Raw genomic sequence first — 16848 nt, forward strand, 5'->3', positions numbered from 1 at the left:
GGCCAGCGGATACCTCCGCAGGCTCCGATAACGACAGGGATACCCCAGGGAATGCGAACCGATACCGGCCAGGTCTTCAAGCTCGAAGACTATCGCCCCAACGACTTTTCCATCCCGCAAACCGGCCTCACCTTCCGCCTTTCGCCAGACGCAACGCGCGTTACCGCCGTGCTGACGATCGAACGTCGCGACAATGCTGCCGCCTCGGCACCGCTGGTGCTGGACGGCGACGGGCTGGCGCTGAAGCGCATCGCCATTGACGGCCGCGAGCTCGCCCCGGCCGATTATCTCGTCACGCCGGATCAGCTGACCATTCTGAAGCCACCAGCCCGTTTCCAGCTGCTGCTCGAGACCGAGATCGCGCCGGCCAGCAATGAGGCGCTGATGGGCCTCTACCGCTCCAGCAATGTCTATTGCACGCAATGCGAAGCCGAGGGCTTTCGCCGCATCACCTATTTCCTCGACCGCCCCGACATCCTCTCGGTCTACACCGTGCGCATCGAAGCCAAGCTGGACGAGGCGCCGCTGCTGCTCTCCAACGGCAATCCGATGGAAAGCGGCGCGCTGGCCGATGGCTGGCACTACGCTACATGGCACGACCCCTTCCCCAAGCCGTCCTATCTGTTTGCGCTGGTGGCCGGCACTCTCGGCGAGGTCGCTGACAGTTTCGTCACCATGTCCGGCCGCAAGGTCGAGCTCGGCATCTATGTCGAGCCGGGCAAGGAAGGGCTTGCCGGTTACGCCATGGATGCGTTGAAGCGCTCGATGCAATGGGATGAGCAGGCATTCGGTCGCGAATACGATCTCGACGTCTTCAACATCGTCGCCGTCTCCGACTTCAACATGGGGGCGATGGAGAACAAGGGCCTCAACATCTTCAACGACAAATATGTTCTTGCCGACCGCGAAACCGCGACCGATGCCGATTTCGCCAATATCGAGGCGATCATAGCGCATGAGTATTTCCACAATTGGACAGGCAATAGAATCACTTGCCGCGACTGGTTCCAGCTCTGCCTGAAGGAAGGCCTGACGGTCTTTCGCGACCACGAATTCTCCGCCGACCAGCGCTCGCGCGCGGTCAAGCGCATTGCCGAGGTGCGCACGCTGAGAGCGCATCAATTCCCCGAAGATCAGGGGCCGCTGGCGCATCCGGTGCGGCCGCGCCGCTACCGCGAGATCAACAATTTCTACACCGCGACGGTCTACGAAAAGGGCTCGGAAGTGGTGCGCATGATCCGCACTATCCTCGGGGCCGAGACCTTCCGCGCCGGCATGGACCTGTATTTCGAGCGCCATGACGGTGAGGCAGCGACGATCGAGGATTTCCTGAAGGTGTTCGAGGATGTCTCCGGGCGCGACCTGTCGCAGTTTGCGCTCTGGTATCACCAGGCCGGCACGCCGAACCTGACCGTCAGTTCGACGCACAATCCGGCGACGCGCGAGTTCACGCTCGAGATCGAGCAGTCCGTGCCGCCGACGCCGTCGGAAAGCCGCAAGCGGCTGATGCACATCCCACTCGCTTTCGGCCTGGTCGGCGCCGGCGGCGAGCCGGTCGCCCATAGCGGCGTCGAGGGCGCTACCGTCGAGGACGGCGTCATCCACATCCGCAAGCGCCGCCACCTGGTGCGCTTCTCCGGCGTTGACGAGCGGCCGGCAGTGTCGCTCAACCGCGGCTTTTCGGCGCCGATCACGCTTTCGGTCGAGCAGAAGGCCGACGACCAGTTCTTCCTCGCCGGCCATGACAGCGACGCTTTTGCGCGCTGGCAGGCGTTCAACACGCTGCTCACCGATGCGCTGATAGCGGCCTTCCGCCAGATCCTCGGCGGCGCGAAGCCGGCCTTCACTGCCAGGCTGACCGGACTTGCCGGCAAGATTGCCGGCGACGAGACGCTGGAGCCCGCCTACCGGGCGCTGGCGCTGGCGCTTCCCGGCGAGGCCGATATTGCCCGCGACATCGGCAAGAACATCGATCCCGACGCCATCTTCGCTGCCCGCGAGGCACTGGCGCTGGCGATCGCCCGCGCTAACCAGGACGCGTTCACCAATCTTTATGGCCGCCTCGCCGACGATGGTCCGTTCAGCCCCGATGCCGCAAGTGCTGGACGACGGGCGCTGCGCAACATCCTGCTCGACTATCTCTCGCTGCTGCCGGGAGGCGCCTCACTTGCCGCTCGGCATTTCGAAGCCGCGACCAACATGACCGACCGCGCCGCGGCGCTCACCGTGCTGGCGCATCGCCATGACGGGTCGTCCGAGGCGGTCAAGGCGCTTGCAGACTTCGAGACGCGATATGGCATCGATCCGCTGGTCATGGACAAATGGTTCCAGATTCAAGCCAGCGTGCCGGGACCGAAAACCGTTGAAACGGTGCGGGCACTGACCGGTCACGCGGCCTTCTCGATGGCCAATCCGAACAGGGTGCGCTCGCTCATCGGCACATTCTCCAGCGCGAACCAGACCAGCTTCCACCGCGCCGACGGCGAAGGCTACCGGTTCTTCGCGCAGACCGTCCTCGAGGTCGAAAAGCGCAATCCGCAAGTGGCGGCCAGATTGGCGACGGCGCTGCGCTCCTGGCGCTCGCTGGAGCCTGGCAGGCAAGCCAAGGCAAGGGAAGCACTGCTGGCCATCGCCAATGGCGAGAACCTGTCAGCGGATTTGCGCGATATTGTGGAGCGGACGCTGGCTTGAGGTGCATAATCTCCCCCCTCGTGGGGGAGATGCCCGGCAGGGCAGAGGGGGGCGCGAAGGATCGCAGCCTTCGATCTCGCCTCAGTTCAGGGCTGCATCCGGCACCCGTTGTAACTGTTTTTTGGTTGGCTCTCCAGCCATTTGATACGCCGAGGGACAGCGCCCCCCTCTGGCCTGCCGGCCATCTCCCCCAAAAGGGGGGAGATCAGCAGCTTCAGCGTTATTTCAATCAATTTTTAATGTTTTTCGCCCGCGCCACTGGACAAGGCGAATCACCTTTGATTCTTTACAGACGATTCGGACGTGCGGTGTTGCCGGATCGTCAAGCGTACGGAAATTCGGGGAGTGCCATTTATGGCCAAGGCGGACGCGTGGGGCGCGCCCGAAGGAACGGCTTTTGAGCGGCGCAAGGCGCGGGGCGATGGCCTCGCCGGCAATACGCGGCTCATCGCTGAACCAGCCTACCGGCGGCTCCTGGCTGCCGAGCCCCTTCTGCGCCGTTCGATACCGGCGCTCATCATCATCTTCCTGATCGTCATTGCCGCTCTTCGCGTGCTGTCGCTGATGAACGAGCGCGACGAGGCCGAGCGCGACGTCAAGGCGGTGCTGGGTCTGGCCGCTGGCCAGATGGCGAACGCAATCTCGGCCGACCCGAACGCGGCCGACGGCGGCGCCATCGACCTGCTGGAAAGCACCAGTCGCCAGGGCGCCATGGGCAGAAGCCACGTACTTGTCATCACCGACAGCGCCTTCAAAATCATTGCCGTGTCGCCGCTGTCGACCGGCTGGCAAGGGCGATCACTGGACAGCCTCGTGCTGGACGGCCAGCCGCTGTTCATGTTCGGCGACCGCGCCGGGGTGATGGATGTCAGCATCGGTGGGCAGGACTGGTATGCTGCTGTCAGCTTGACGCGGGACCGCAAGAACGCCGCCGCCGTGCTGGTGCCGCAGGAGGCGGTGTTCGACAGCTGGCGCAAGACCGTGTCGCTCAATGTCACGCTGTTCGTGCTGACGGCGGGCGTGCTGATCATCATCCTCTACGCCTATTTCGGCCAGGCATCGCGCGCCCAGACGGCTGACCGCATCTATCTCGAGGCCCATCAGCGCATCGACATGGCGCTGGTTCGCGGCCGCTGCGGCTTGTGGGACTGGGACATGGTGCGCGGCAAGATGTACTGGTCGCGCTCGATGTACGACATGCTGGGCTACGAGCCCTGCAACTCGATGCTGTCCTTCGGCGAGGTCGACGACATCATCCACCCCGAAGACGGCGATCTGTTCGAGCTGGCCAACAAAATTGTCGAGCGCGAGATCGACCATATCGACCAGGTGTTCCGCATGCGCCACGCCGACGGCCAGTGGGTGTGGATGCGCGCCAGGGCCCAGGTGATCGACCCGGAAGCGCCTGAGATTCAGCTGATCGGCATTGCCGTCGACGTCACCGAACAGCGGCATCTGGCACTGCGTTCCGAGGCGGCCGACCTGCGGTTGCGGACCGCGATCGAGAATATCAACGAATCCTTCGTGCTGTGGGATGCCGCCCAGCGGCTGATCATGTGCAATTCCAAGTACCAGAAGGACAACGGCCTGTCCGACCGCGACGTCATGCCGGGTGCGGCGCGCGCCGCGCTGGAAGAGCGCATGCTGGCCTTCGCCTCGGAACGGCGGCTGGCCAACACCAACGGACCGCAAGGCGGCGCGACCTTCGAGCGGCAGCTCTCCGACGGCCGCTGGCTGCAGGTCAATGAACTGAGGACCCGGGATGGCGGCACCGTCTCCGTCGGCTCCGACATCACCCAGATCAAACTGCACCAGGAAAAGCTGGTCGACAGCGAGCGCCGGCTGATGGCGACCATCCACGACCTCAGCCTTGCCCGCCGGGCCGAGGAAGAACGCGCCAAGGAACTGGTCGAACTCAACCGCAAGTACATGAAGGAAACCGAGCGCGCCGAAGCCGCCAACCGGGCCAAGTCCGAGTTCCTGGCCAACATGTCGCACGAACTGCGCACGCCGCTCAACGCCATCATCGGCTTTTCCGAACTGATGGAGCAGGGCCTGTTCGGGCCGCTCGGTTCGCCGCGCTACGAAGAATATGCCAACGACATCAACGGCAGCGGCAAATATCTGCTCGGCGTCATCAACGACATACTCGACATGTCCAAGATCGAAGCAGGCCAGTTCTCGATGGACCGCGAGGAAATCGATCTCTGCCCGCTGATCCGCGAAACGGTGCGGGTCATCTCGCTGCAGGCGGCGGAGAAATCGATCACGGTCGAAACCCGCATTGCCGATACGATGACGCTGTTCGCCGACCGCAGGGCGATCAAGCAGATCGCCATCAACCTGCTGTCGAATGCGGTGAAGTTCACCGGCCAGGGCGGCCACATCTCGGTGCGCGCCCGCAATACCTCCGGCGCGCTGGTGCTGACCATCGAAGACACTGGCTGCGGCATTCCGAAGGAAGCGCTGAGCAAGCTCGGCCGGCCGTTCGAACAGGTACAGAACCAGTTCTCCAAGAACCACGCCGGCTCCGGCCTTGGCCTTGCCATCTCGCGCTCGCTGGCCGAGTTGCAGGGCGGCGCGCTGAAAATCCGCTCGACCGAAGGCGTCGGCACCATCGTGTCTGTGCGCATCCCGGTGAAGAAGGTGACGCCCGCGGTGAAGGCGGCGGCTTAGTTCTAGCCTGCAATCCTAGGCAATGCGGGACAGCGCCCCCTCTGTCCTGCCGGACATCTCCCCCACAAGGGGGGAGATCAGCAGTTTCGACGCTCCGCTCGTTCTGCAACGCTGGCGATTGGCGAAGGCCGTGGCAACAGCCAATCTCCCCCCTCGTGGGGGAGATGTCCGGCAGGACAGAGGGGGGCGTGAAGGAATGCGGCCCTCCAGAATCCGGCGGCTTTCGCCGCCGGGGCCGTAGTCACCACTCACTGCATGCTGTCGTCGCCGCCGTCCCATTGGCGATGGCGGCCCATGCGGCCGTTCTTCGGCAGTTCGCTGCGCTCGATCTTGCCGTCATTGTTGCGGTCGAGCATGGCGAACACCTTCTTCTCGCGCCCGGTGATGTCGTCGGTGGTCAGCGTGCCGTCACCCTTGGTGTCGTAGCGGGCGACGATGCGCTTGGCCATTTCCTCGAAACGCGCCTTCTCCAGCGCGTCGGCGAGCTGCGCCACGGTCAGCTTGCCGCCATTGTCGGCGACCAGTTTCTTCAGCCGTGCGTTCATGGCATCGGAAAACTGGTCGAAGCTGATGGTGCCGTTGGAATCCTTCATCGCCTTGTCGAGGCGCATCATCGTGCCCTCGCGCATTCTGGCGCTGGCATTGTTCTCGGCATAGGCGGTGGTGCCGACCGCGCCGGCAAGCGCGACGAAGGCCAGGGCAAGTCCGGTTGTCTTTCTCATGGGTATTCTCCTGTTGCATCGTCACCCCCGATGCGATCCGAAACAGCCGTCAGCGCTTCACGCCCTCACGATTGTTTCGCACGAAGCAAAAGGTCGAAATCCTTTCTGACCTTTTGCGACGTTTCCTTGAGATGTGCTTCCAGCACACCGAAATCCGGCAGGCCAGTCACCGCCAGAAGCAGATCCGACAATCCCGGCGGAACGTCGTCGCGTTCGAAGGCACCGGTGAGGCAAAGCCGCGTCATCTGGGTCAGCGCCAGATAAAGCTGGTAGGCTTCGCCAAGCTCTTGCCTGACGTCAGCCTCGGCGAAATCCGGGGCCAGATGCGACAGGATTTCGCCGGTCGCGGTCGGCCTGTGGGCGGCATCGACCTGGCCGGTGATGACGGCCACCTGCGCGATGAATTCGAGGTCGATGAGGCCGCCTGGGATCAGCTTGATATCCCACAGATCGCGCGGCGATTTTTCCTTCTCGATCAGCGCGCGCATCTCGGATGCCTCGGCCCGCACCTTGGCAGCGTCGCGCGGCAGGGCAAGAAGTGCGGCCACCTCGACTTCGACCTCGGCGCACAGTGCGGCGTCGCCGCCGATGGCGCGGGCGCGGGCCAGCGCCATGTGCTCCCAGGTCCAGGCTTCATGGCGCTGATACTTCTTGAAGGCGTCGACATGGGTGGCGACCGGCCCCTTGTTGCCGGATGGCCGCAAGCGCAGGTCGAGCTCGTAGAGAACGCCCTCGGCGGTCGGCGCCGAGACAGCCGCGATCAACCGCTGCGTCATCCTGGTGTAGTAGTGCGACGGCGCCAGCGGCTTGTCGCCGTCGGATTCCTCGGCATCCGCGTCGTGATCGTAGAGCAGGATGAGGTCGACATCCGAGCCGGCGGTAAGCTCACGGCTGCCGAGCTTGCCCATGCCGAGCAGCGAAACCGTGCCGCCGGCGATGCGGCCATGGCGCAGTGCGAATTCGGCCGTCACCGCCTGCAGTGCGGCGTCGATGGTGAGGTCGGCGAGGTCGGAAAAGGCACGGCCGGCACGGCTCATGCTGATCGAGCCGGCGAGCAGGCGCACACCGATCAAGAACTTCTGCTCTGAGGCAAAGATGCGCAGACGGTCGAGCACGTCCTCATAGGCCCTGTCACCTTCGATGAAAGCCGCCAGGCGCGCGGACAGATAGGCGCGATTGGGCAGTTCGTTCAGCAGCGCCGGATCGAGCAGGCCGTCGAAGACATGCGGACGCTTGGTGATGATCGTCGCCAGCCGGGGCGCGGCGCCCATGATGGTCGCCATCAGTTTCAGCAGAGCGGGGTTCGACCGCAGCAGCGAAAACAGCTGGATGCCGGCCGGAAGACCGGCGAGGAAGTCGTCGAAGCGCACCAAAGCCTCGTCGGCCCGGCGCGTCTGCCCGAAGGCTTTGAGCAGCGCCGGTGTCAGTTCGGTCAGCCGCTCGCGCGCCTCGGCCGACTGGGTGACGCGGTAGCGGCCGAAATGCCAGCCGCGAATGACGCGGCAGATGTCGCTCGGTCGCTTGAAGCCAAGGCCGTGTAAGGTCTGCAACGTGTCGGGATCGTCGACATCTCCGGTAAAGACCAGATTGCCGACGCCGGCCGACAGTTCCGGCGCGGTTTCGAACAATGCTGCGTAATGGCGCTCGACTTCGTGCAAAGCGGCGCGAAAAGTTTCGGAAAATTTGGCGGCATCGGCAAAGCCCAGCATGTGGGCGATGCGTTCCAGCCCCTCATCATCGTCGGGCAGGATGTGCGTCTGCTCGTCGGCGACCATCTGAATGGCGTGTTCGACGCGGCGCAGGAACCAGTATTGGCGGGTGAGCGCGTCGCGGGCATCGGCGGTGATCCAGTTGCGCGCCGTCAGCGCGCCCAGCATCGGTACGGTCTCGCGGCCGCGCAGTTCGGGAAAACGGCCGCCGGCAATCAGCTGCTGGGTCTGGACGAAGAACTCGATCTCGCGAATGCCGCCGCGGCCGAGCTTGACGTTGTGGCCCTTCACCGCGATCTCGCCATGGCCTTTGTGGGCATGGATCTGGCGCTTGATCGAATGGACGTCGGCGATCGCGGCATAGTCCATGTATTTGCGCCAGACATAGGGCTGCAGCTCCCTCAGGAACGCTTCGCCGGCTGCAACATCGCCGGCTACCGGGCGCGCCTTGATCATGGCGGCGCGCTCCCAGTTCTGGCCGCGCGCCTCATAGTAGCGAAGTGCTGCCTCGACCGGGATCGCCAGCGGCGTCGAGCCGGGATCGGGACGCAGCCTGAGGTCGGTGCGGAAGACATAGCCGTGTTCGGTGCGATCCTGGAGGATGCGCACGAGGCGGCGGGTCAGGCGCGCAAACAGTTCGGTGGCGTCGAGCGGATCGACGATCGCCGGCGCTTCGGGATCGAAGAAGACGACAAGGTCGATGTCGGAGGAAAAATTCAATTCGTGAGCGCCGAGCTTGCCCATGCCGAGCAGGATCCAGCCGGACTGCCGCGACGGCTTTTCGGGATCGGGCAATTTGAGCTTGCCCTGGCTGTGCGCGTCGCGCAGCAGGAAGTCGACGGCGGCGCGGGTGCAGGCGTCGGCGAGATCGCTGAGGCGGCGCACGGTGAGTGCCGTCTCGGCCTCGCCGGCGAGATCGGCAAGCGCAATCAGGAAGTGGGCTTCCCGCTTCCGCTGCCTGAGCTCCATCATCAGGCTCGATTCCGAAACGGTCTCGGTAAAGGCGGCCTTGCCGATCGCTTCGGCGATTGCGAGCAGCCTAACCTCGACACTGGCATCGAACAGCGCATCGAGGATTTGCGGCCGGCGGCGCGCGACATCGCGCAGGAAGGGCGAGAGGTCGAAGACGGCGGCGAGGAACTGCTGGGCGGCGCCCTTGCCGCCCAAAAATTTCGCCAGCCGCGGCAGACCTTCGTCCTCGGCGGCGCCGGCGATCTCCGACAGTTTACGCCGGGCGCGGCTCCCATCCAGCGGCACTAGTTGCGCCACCAGCTGCAGCTGCCATTCGGTCTCGATCCGCGTCTCAGCCATCCTCACCGCCATCAATGGTCCTCCCGCGCGGGGAAACTCATGATAACGGACAATCCGGGATTGGCGGGCGAAAGTTCAAGTCTGCCATTGTGAAACGTCATGATCGCCTTGGCGAGGCTCAAGCCCAGGCCCGATCCCGGCTGCGAGCGGCTCTTTTCCAGCCGCACGAAGCGCTCGGTCGCCCTGGCGCGATCGGCGTCATCGGGAATGCCATGGCCATTGTCGGCGACGGAGAGCCGGATGTCATGACCGACGCGCTGCAGGGTCACGCGCACAGAAGGCTTCTCAGTCGCGTCGGTTGAATATTTGATGGCGTTGTCGACGATGTTCGACAGCGCCTGGCCGATCAGCTCGCGGTTGCCATTGACGGAGAAATCCCCCTCCACAGAGGTTTCGAGCGCCACGCCCGCCTCCTCAGCCACCGGCTCGTACAGCTCGACGACGTCGCGCACGGCGGCTGCGAGATCGACCTTGCTGGTGCTTTCGGAGGAATAGCCCGCCTCCAGCCTGGAGATCATCAGGATGGCGTTGAAGGTTTTTATCAGATGGTCGGACTCGGCGATGGTGCCTTCCAGCGCCTGACGGTAGTCGGTGGTCTTGTGCTTGCCCGAAAGTGTCGCCTCGGCGCGGTTGCGCAGCCTGGTCAGCGGCGTCTTGAGATCATGGGCGATGTTGTCGGAGACCTGCTTCAGGCCTTCGTTGAGCGTCGCGATTCTGGCCAGCATGGTGTTGAGGTTTTCCGACAGGCGGTCGAATTCGTCGCCAGCGCCGGTCACAGGCAGCCTTCCCGTGAGATCGCCGCCCATGATGCGGCGGCTTGCTTCCGAGACGCTGTCGATGCGCTTCAGCGCCGCGCGGCCGACAAAGAACCAGATCAACAGCCCGCCCAGGCCCATCATGCCCAGCGCCAGCATCAAGGCGCGACGGATGACGGCGCGGAAACGCTCGGGTTCGCCGAGATCGCGGCCAACAAGCATGATCATCTGGTTGGGCAGCCTGAGCACCAGCGCGATGGCATTGTGGCCCTTTTCGCCCTCCGCCTGCACCTCGTTCTGGCCGGGCTGCGTATCGCTCTGGTCGGCGGCCGAGTTGCGCTGCCGCTCAAGCTCGCCTTCACCGAAGCGGCGGTAGGAGAATGGCTCGGTGGTCCAGCCGTCGGTCTCGAGCACGCCTGGCTCGAGGCTCTGCACATTGCCTGTCAGGATCTGGCCGTTGGCGTCGGCGATGAGATAGAGGTTGGCGCCGGGCTGGCGCGAGCGCTGCTCGACCACGCGCACCAGCACCGGCAGGCCGCCGCGCTGATAGGCGCGGGCAAGGCCGAGCACCTCGTCATTGATGGTCTGCTGGGTCTGGCCGGTCAGCATGCGCGCCGACAGCGACGTCATGTAGAAGACGAGCAACACGGCGCAGAGGGCGAAAAGCAGGAAATAAAGCGCCGAAAGCCGCGCCGCCGTCGTCCTCATGATGGCCGGCAGGGAAAGGGCCATGGGTGCCTAGCTCATGATGAGATTTGGTTGAAATCTCATCATGACCTACCCCTTTGTTGGAGCATGATCTTCTCCAAAAACCGGTACCCACTTTTTGGGATCATGCTCTAGCCGCTCTTCAGCATATAGCCGGCGCCGCGCACGGTATGCAGGATCGGCTTGTCGAAGCCCTTCTCAATCTTGCCGCGCAGCCGCGAGACATGCACGTCGATGACGTTGGTCTGCGGATCGAAATGATAGTCCCAGACATTTTCGAGCAGCATGGTGCGCGTCACCACCTGGCCGGCATGGCGCATCAGATATTCGAGCAGACGGAATTCGCGCGGTTGCAGCGTGATCTCACGCGCGGCGCGCTTCACGGAATGGGAGAGACGATCGAGTTCGAGATCGCCGACCCGGTACATGGTTTCGGCTTCCCTGGCGCTGGCGCGGCGGTTCAGCACCTCGACGCGAGCGAGCAATTCTGAAAAGGCATAGGGCTTGGTCAGATAGTCGTCGCCGCCGGCGCGCAGGCCGGTGACGCGGTCATCGACCTCGCCCAGCGCCGACAGGATCAGCACCGGCGTGGTGTTACCGCGCGAACGCAAGCCGGCGATGACGGAAAGCCCGTCGCGGCGCGGCATCATGCGGTCGACGACCATGACGTCATAGTCGCCGGCATCGGCCAGCGCAAAGCCGGTTTCGCCGTCGCCGGCAACATGGGCGGTGTGCCCGGCCTCGGCAAAGGCTTTCTGCATATAGTCGGCCGCCTCGCGATCGTCTTCTATGACGAGAATCTTCATAGAGCCGTTATACGCGATTTCGCTGGAAGATTGAGAGGCCGACATTGGCGTGAAAGCTTTCGTTCAAGCATGTCGTTATCCCAAAACCGCCGTGCACTTTTGGGCGACATGCTTTGCTGTTAGAGCGGCAGCGGGCGATGGGGCCCGCTGCCGCCGGGGGCAGAACACGATGACTGACTAACGCGTTCGGCCCCTTGCTTTCCCGTGCGGCGGCTCGGGGGTGTTGAAACCGCCGCACTGGAAACTGTGTGATGTCAGCCCTTGGCGACCGGCAGGGCGACGAAGCGGTTCGAATCGTCGCGGGTGATCTGCATCAGCACCGCCTTGCGACCGGCTTTGACCGCATCGGCCATCGCCTTGGCGACGTCCTCGGTGCCGTTCACCTCCGTCGAATTGACCGAGGTGATGACATCGCCGGGCTGGATGCCGCGGTCGGCGGCATCGCTGTCGGGGTCGACATCGGTGACCACCAGGCCCTTGCCGTTTTCCGACTTGGTAACGGTGAGGCCGAGATCGGCCAGCGCAGCGGGCTTTGCCGGTGCGGCGGGCTGCTGCGGATCGACTGATGCCTGCTTGTCGGTGGACGGCAACGTGCCGAGATCGACCTTGATCGTCTGGCTCTTGCCGTCGCGCCACACGGTGACATCGACCGACTTGCCGGGCGAATAGGCGCCGATCAGACGGGCCAGCTCCTTCGGCGATGCAACGTCCTTGCCTTCGACCTGGGTGATCACGTCGCCGGCCGTGATGCCGGCCTTCTTGCCGGGGCCAGCGTCCTGGGCGCTGGAAACCAGAGCGCCGTTCTGCGACTTCAAGCCCAGCGATTCGGCAATATCCGAGGTGACCGGCTGGATTTCGACGCCGAGCCAGCCACGCTGCACCGAGCCGCTCTTCATCAGGTCCTGCACGACCTGCTTGGCGGTCGAAGCCGGAATGTCGAAGGCGATGCCGACGCTGCCGCCCGAGGGCGAGAAGATCGCCGTGTTGATGCCAACGACCTGGCCGTTGAGGTTGAACGTCGGGCCGCCAGAATTGCCGCGGTTGACCGAAGCGTCGATCTGGATGAAATCGTCATAGGGGCCGGCGCCGATATCGCGGCCCCGGGCCGAGACAATGCCTGCGGTAACCGTGCCGCCGAGGCCGAACGGATTGCCGACGGCAACCACCCAGTCACCGACGCGAACCTTGGAATCATCGGCGAAGTCGACATAGGTGAACTTGCCGACACCATCGACCTTGAGCACGGCCAGATCGGTGCGCGGATCGGTGCCGATCAGCTTGGCGTCGAGTTCCTTGCCGTCATTCATCACCACGGTGAAGGCCGAGCCTTCCTCGACGACATGGTTGTTGGTGACGAGATAGCCGTCATCGGAGATGAAGAAGCCGGAGCCCTGCGCCACCGGGCGGGGCTGGTCGTTGTTGTGGTCGCGATGGCTGAAGCGGCGGTTGCCGCCGCCCTGGCCGTTCTGATCGCCAAAGCCGCGGAATTGCTTGAAGAACTGGCGCAGCTGCGGATTGTCGGGCAGATTGTTCATGCCGCCATCCGGATCGTCGGACTGGTCGGAGCCGTCATCAGCGGCCGGCTCGATCTTGGCCTTGACCTTGACGCTCACGACAGCCGGCGAAACGCGCTCGACGACATCGGCAAAGCCCGGCACCTGCGGTGCTTCGACACGCACAGCGTCGGCCAGAACAGGGGCCGTGCCGGTGGCAACGGCACCGAAACCAATGGCGCCGGCAATGGCCAGCGAAGCGGCAGCGGCCAACAGGCGCTTGCGGGTGCGGGAATATGAACTGGGGGCAATAGGCATGGTCTCGTATCCTCTTTTTACTGGATGCGGCTCAGGCAGAGCATCCTCGGACAAGAGGAATAGAGAGGCGCACATTACGGCGCCATTTCCGAAGCATGAAAGTTTTGTAATGTTTGTGGGTCCACAAATCGCTTGGCGGCGCTCGCTCGGCGTCCTATGGTGTACACACTTGAGCACAAGGCTTTCACTATGACAGCAAGCACCACCATGACAATTCGGGTCTCGTCCGAAACGAAGCTGAAGCTGGAGCGGATCGCTGCGGACACAAGGCGCAGCAAATCCTTCCTCGCCGCCGAGGCGGTTTCGGCCTATGTCGATCGCGAACTCGATATCATCGACGGCATCAAACGCGGTATGGCTGACGCGACGGCTGGCCGTGTCGTGGCCCACGACGAAGCCATGGCCGAAATCGACGCCGTGATCGAAGCGGCTGAAACCAGGCGCGCGGGCAAGGCGTGAAGCGGTCAGTCACCTGGTCGCGAGAAGCGCTGGACGATCTCAAGCAGCAAGTTGCTTTTATCGCGCAGGACAATCCTGACGCTGCCAGACGCCTCGCAGATCGTATTCGTGAAATGAGTCGGGGCCTTGGTGATATGGCGACGGGCCGGCCAGGCCGAGTAACGGGCACCTACGAGAAGCCCATAGGTCGCCTGCCCTACATAATTGCCTATGAGCTGCGCCCAATCGCCGGCCGTCAGAGTGTCGTCATCCTGCGCGTCATCCACACGTCGCGCGACTGGCCTCTGGAGGAATGGCCGAGCTAGTCGGTCAGCATCTTGTCCAACGCCGCCTGTTCCTCGGCGCTCAGCGCCTTGGTCGCCAGCGATCGGCGCGAACGCGTGGTCAGCACGATGAAAATGCCGCCAACCAGAAGCAGAAGCACGGGCGTGCCCCACAACAAGGCGTTGCGCGGGCTGAAGCGCGGCTTCAACAGCACGAACTCGCCGTAGCGCGACACGATATAGTCCATCACCTGCTGGTCGGTATCGCCGGCAACCAGGCGCTGGCGCACCAGGATGCGGAGGTCGCGGGCGAGGTCAGCGTCGGATTCGTCGATCGATTGGTTCTGGCAGACCATGCAACGCAGGCCTTCCGACAGCAGCCGCGCCCTCGCCTCGAGCGCGGGATCGGCGAGAACCTCATCCGGTTTCACCGCTTGCGCCGCGCCGGCAAACAGCAGCGCCAGCAGCAGGACGAGTGAAGCCAGCGAGAACCTGGTGCTCACGGCACGCCTGCCGACGGCATGGAAGCTGCCTGCTTGCGGCGGCGCGAGGGGGCACCGACACGCAGGCGACGGTCCAACAGCGACATCGCCGCACCCGCCATCATCACCAGACCGCCGCCCCAGATCAGCGTCACCAGCGGCTTCCACCACAGGCGCACCACGACGGAACCGTCGGTGCCCTCGTCGCCGAGCGACAGATAGAGCTGGCTGAACCCGATCGTTTCGATGCCGGATTCGGTCGTCGTCGTCTGCCGCACCGGAAAGAAGCGCTTGGCCGAGGTGATTTCAGCCGAAACGCCGCCATCGGCGTCGATCAGGGAAAAGCGGCCGCGCTGCTCGCTGTAGTTCGGGCCCTGCGCAGGATAGAGCCCTTCGAAACGCAGCGTGTGGCCGGACAGTTCGACGCTTTCGCCGGCATGCATCGACAGGATCTTTTCGGTGCCGAAGCACAGCGTGCCGACAATGCCGAGCGTCGTCAGGCCGAGGCCGAGATGTGCAAGGGCGGTGCCGAACACCGAACGCGGCAGGCCGGCGAAACGGCGCAGCATGATGGCGGGCGACACATTGCCGAAGCCGGACTTGACGGCAAGGTCGGTGAGCGCGCCGCAGACCAGCCAAAAGGCGAGGCCGACGCCGAGGGCGGCGAACACCGAGGCGCCGTCGATGAACAGGCCGGTGACCAGCATGGCCAAGAGGGCGGCGGCGAAGGCCGCCATCAGGCGCTGGGCGACGGCATAGAGGTCGCCGCGTTTCCAGGCGAGCAACGGCCCCAAAGGCACCACGACCAGCAGCGGCACCATCAGCGGGCCGAATGTCAGGTTGAAGAACGGCGCGCCGACCGAGATCTTGCCGGCCGAAAGCGCCTCGACAGCGAGCGGATAGAGCGTACCGACCAACACGGTGGCGGTGGCCGTGGTCAGGAACAGATTGTTGAGCACCAGCGCGCCTTCACGCGAGATCGGGTGGAACAGGCCGCCGGCCGTCAGCCGCGACGCGCGCAGCGCAAACAGCGCCAGCGAGCCGCCGATGAACAGCGTCAATATGCACAGGATGAAGATGCCGCGGGTCGGGTCAGTGGCGAAGGCATGCACCGAGGTCAGCACGCCGGAGCGCACCAGGAAAGTGCCGAGCAGCGACAGCGAGAAGGTGAGGATGGCGAGCAGCAGCGTCCAGATCTTGAGCGCTGAGCGCTTCTCCATGACGATCGCCGAATGCAGCAGGGCGGTGCCGGCCAGCCACGGCATGAAGGAGGCGTTCTCGACCGGATCCCAGAACCAGAAGCCACCCCAACCGAGCTCGTAATAGGCCCAGTAGGAGCCCATGGCTATGCCGCCGGTGAGGAACATCCAGGCGACCAGCGTCCATGGCCGCACCCAGCGCGCCCAGGATGCATCGATGCGACCCTCGATCAGGGCCGCGACCGAGAAGGAGAAGCAGATGGAGAAGCCGACATAGCCGAGATAGAGCAGCGGCGGGTGGATGGCGAGGCCGAGATCCTGCAGGACCGGGTTGAGGTCGCGGCCTTCGATCGGCGCCGGATTGAGCCGGATGAACGGATTGGACGTCGCCAGGATAAACAGGAAGAAGGTGGCGCCGATCGCCCCTTGCACGGCCAGCACATTGGCGCGCAGCGTTGCCGGCAAATTGGAGCCGAAGACGGCGACCAGCGCGCCGAAGAAGGTCAGGATCAGCACCCAGAGCAGCATCGAGCCTTCGTGGTTGCCCCAGGTTCCGGTGATCTTGTAGATCAGCGGCTGCAGCGAATGCGAGTTTTCCCATACGCTCGCCACCGAGAAATCGGAGCTGGCATAGGCGCCGGCGAGGGCTGCGAAGGAGAGCGCCGTGAGCGCGAAGCCGGTGACCGTGACCGGGCCGCCGACGGCCATCAGTCGCTGGTTGCCGGTGCGCGCGCCATAGAGCGGCACCAGCGTCTGCACCAGCGACAGCGCGAAGGCGAGGACGAGCGCGAAATGTCCGGTCTCAACCATCACTCACTCTTGCTTTCCTGCCACACACCCTTGGCTTTCAGGCCGTCGGCCACTTCTTTGGGCATGTAGCGCTCGTCGTGCTTGGCCAGCACGCTGTCGGCGACGAAGACGCCATCGGTTCCGAAAGCGCCTTCGGTGATGACGCCCTGCTCCTCGCGGAACAGATCGGGCAGGATGCCGGTATAGGTGACCTTGACCGATTTGTGCGTGTCGGTCACCGAGAACGCCACCGTTGCGCCCTGCCCGCGCACCACCGTGCCCTTTTCGACGAGGCCGCCGAGCCGGATGCGCTGTCCCGGCTGCAGGCTGGCGGTGGTGAGATCAGCAGGCATGTAGAAATAGGAGGCTTTCTGGCCCAGCGCATAGAAGGTCAACCCGGTGGCGGCGCCGAGGAAGGCGAGCCCCCCGATGATCACAGACAATCGCTTCTGCTTGCGCGTCATGCC

The 16848-nt window shown here is 64.2% G+C and carries 12 protein-coding genes; 4 read left to right on the top strand and 8 right to left on the bottom strand.

Annotated elements, in window-relative coordinates:
- The first annotated feature begins 51 nt into the window (after positions 1-51).
- Together pepN and AC1D1B_RS09290 are read left to right on the top strand one after the other, a co-directional pair.
- Entirely contained in the window at positions 52-2691 is a 2640-nt protein-coding gene (pepN, locus tag AC1D1B_RS09285) for an aminopeptidase N (protein WP_477331374.1), read from the top strand.
- Positions 2692-3045: 354 nt separating this feature from the next.
- The gene (locus AC1D1B_RS09290; RefSeq protein ID WP_477331376.1) at positions 3046-5367 is read left to right on the top strand and encodes a PAS domain-containing sensor histidine kinase; all 2322 of its coding nucleotides are present in this window, start codon (positions 3046-3048) and stop codon (positions 5365-5367) included.
- 248 nt (positions 5368-5615) lie between these two features.
- Here AC1D1B_RS09290 and AC1D1B_RS09295 read toward each other — a convergent pair whose 3' ends face one another.
- The 5 genes from AC1D1B_RS09295 to AC1D1B_RS09315 all read right to left on the bottom strand — a co-directional run bounded on the left by AC1D1B_RS09295 (position 5616) and on the right by AC1D1B_RS09315 (position 13189).
- Positions 5616-6089, bottom strand: a complete 474-nt coding sequence (locus AC1D1B_RS09295; RefSeq protein WP_477331378.1) for an EF-hand domain-containing protein — start codon at positions 6087-6089, stop codon at positions 5616-5618.
- Positions 6090-6154: 65 nt separating this feature from the next.
- Positions 6155-9121 (bottom strand): bifunctional [glutamine synthetase] adenylyltransferase/[glutamine synthetase]-adenylyl-L-tyrosine phosphorylase, encoded by a 2967-nt coding sequence (locus AC1D1B_RS09300; protein WP_477331380.1) that lies wholly within the window; start codon positions 9119-9121, stop codon positions 6155-6157.
- Positions 9121-10596, bottom strand: a complete 1476-nt coding sequence (locus AC1D1B_RS09305) for a sensor histidine kinase (protein WP_477331382.1) — start codon at positions 10594-10596, stop codon at positions 9121-9123. Before AC1D1B_RS09305 ends, AC1D1B_RS09300 begins: the two co-directional genes overlap by 1 nt.
- A gap of 107 nt (positions 10597-10703) precedes the next feature.
- On the bottom strand, positions 10704-11378 hold the full coding sequence (locus AC1D1B_RS09310; RefSeq protein ID WP_477331384.1) for a response regulator transcription factor: 675 nt from the start codon (positions 11376-11378) through the stop codon (positions 10704-10706).
- 254 nt (positions 11379-11632) lie between these two features.
- Complete coding sequence (locus tag AC1D1B_RS09315; protein ID WP_477331386.1) at positions 11633-13189, bottom strand: Do family serine endopeptidase; 1557 nt, start codon at positions 13187-13189, stop codon at positions 11633-11635.
- A gap of 189 nt (positions 13190-13378) precedes the next feature.
- Between AC1D1B_RS09315 and AC1D1B_RS09320 the strand changes: the two genes are divergently transcribed.
- Complete coding sequence (locus tag AC1D1B_RS09320) at positions 13379-13648, top strand: CopG family ribbon-helix-helix protein (protein ID WP_477331388.1); 270 nt, start codon at positions 13379-13381, stop codon at positions 13646-13648.
- Positions 13645-13953 (top strand): type II toxin-antitoxin system RelE/ParE family toxin, encoded by a 309-nt coding sequence (locus AC1D1B_RS09325; RefSeq protein ID WP_477331390.1) that lies wholly within the window; start codon positions 13645-13647, stop codon positions 13951-13953. Before AC1D1B_RS09320 ends, AC1D1B_RS09325 begins: the two co-directional genes overlap by 4 nt.
- Here AC1D1B_RS09325 and AC1D1B_RS09330 read toward each other — a convergent pair.
- Genes AC1D1B_RS09330 through ccmE form a run of 3 tightly spaced genes read right to left on the bottom strand, consistent with a single transcriptional unit; the run spans position 13950 to position 16845 of the window.
- A complete protein-coding gene (locus AC1D1B_RS09330) occupies positions 13950-14414 on the bottom strand; it encodes a cytochrome c-type biogenesis protein (protein ID WP_477331392.1) in 465 nt (154 codons plus the stop codon). The two genes, AC1D1B_RS09325 and AC1D1B_RS09330, sit on opposite strands and share 4 nt — an antisense overlap.
- Entirely contained in the window at positions 14411-16402 is a 1992-nt protein-coding gene (locus tag AC1D1B_RS09335; protein ID WP_477331394.1) for a heme lyase CcmF/NrfE family subunit, read from the bottom strand. Before AC1D1B_RS09335 ends, AC1D1B_RS09330 begins: the two co-directional genes overlap by 4 nt.
- Complete coding sequence (gene ccmE, locus AC1D1B_RS09340; protein ID WP_477331396.1) at positions 16402-16845, bottom strand: cytochrome c maturation protein CcmE; 444 nt, start codon at positions 16843-16845, stop codon at positions 16402-16404. The genes AC1D1B_RS09335 and ccmE overlap by 1 nt, the downstream gene beginning before the upstream one ends.
- Between the last annotated feature and the right edge of the window lie 3 nt (positions 16846-16848).

The organism is Mesorhizobium sp. P2_C5_2, assembly GCF_056404535.1.

Coding starts and splice junctions, on each gene's coding strand:
- pepN (WP_477331374.1), top strand. CDS start 52: ATGCGAACCGATACCGGCCAGGTCTTCAAGCTCGAAGACTATCGCCCC.
- AC1D1B_RS09290 (WP_477331376.1), top strand. CDS start 3,046: ATGGCCAAGGCGGACGCGTGGGGCGCGCCCGAAGGAACGGCTTTTGAG.
- AC1D1B_RS09295 (WP_477331378.1), bottom strand. CDS start 6,089: ATGAGAAAGACAACCGGACTTGCCCTGGCCTTCGTCGCGCTTGCCGGC.
- AC1D1B_RS09300 (WP_477331380.1), bottom strand. CDS start 9,121: ATGGCGGTGAGGATGGCTGAGACGCGGATCGAGACCGAATGGCAGCTG.
- AC1D1B_RS09305 (WP_477331382.1), bottom strand. CDS start 10,596: ATGGCCCTTTCCCTGCCGGCCATCATGAGGACGACGGCGGCGCGGCTT.
- AC1D1B_RS09310 (WP_477331384.1), bottom strand. CDS start 11,378: ATGAAGATTCTCGTCATAGAAGACGATCGCGAGGCGGCCGACTATATG.
- AC1D1B_RS09315 (WP_477331386.1), bottom strand. CDS start 13,189: ATGCCTATTGCCCCCAGTTCATATTCCCGCACCCGCAAGCGCCTGTTG.
- AC1D1B_RS09320 (WP_477331388.1), top strand. CDS start 13,379: ATGACAGCAAGCACCACCATGACAATTCGGGTCTCGTCCGAAACGAAG.
- AC1D1B_RS09335 (WP_477331394.1), bottom strand. CDS start 16,402: ATGGTTGAGACCGGACATTTCGCGCTCGTCCTCGCCTTCGCGCTGTCG.
- ccmE (WP_477331396.1), bottom strand. CDS start 16,845: ATGACGCGCAAGCAGAAGCGATTGTCTGTGATCATCGGGGGGCTCGCC.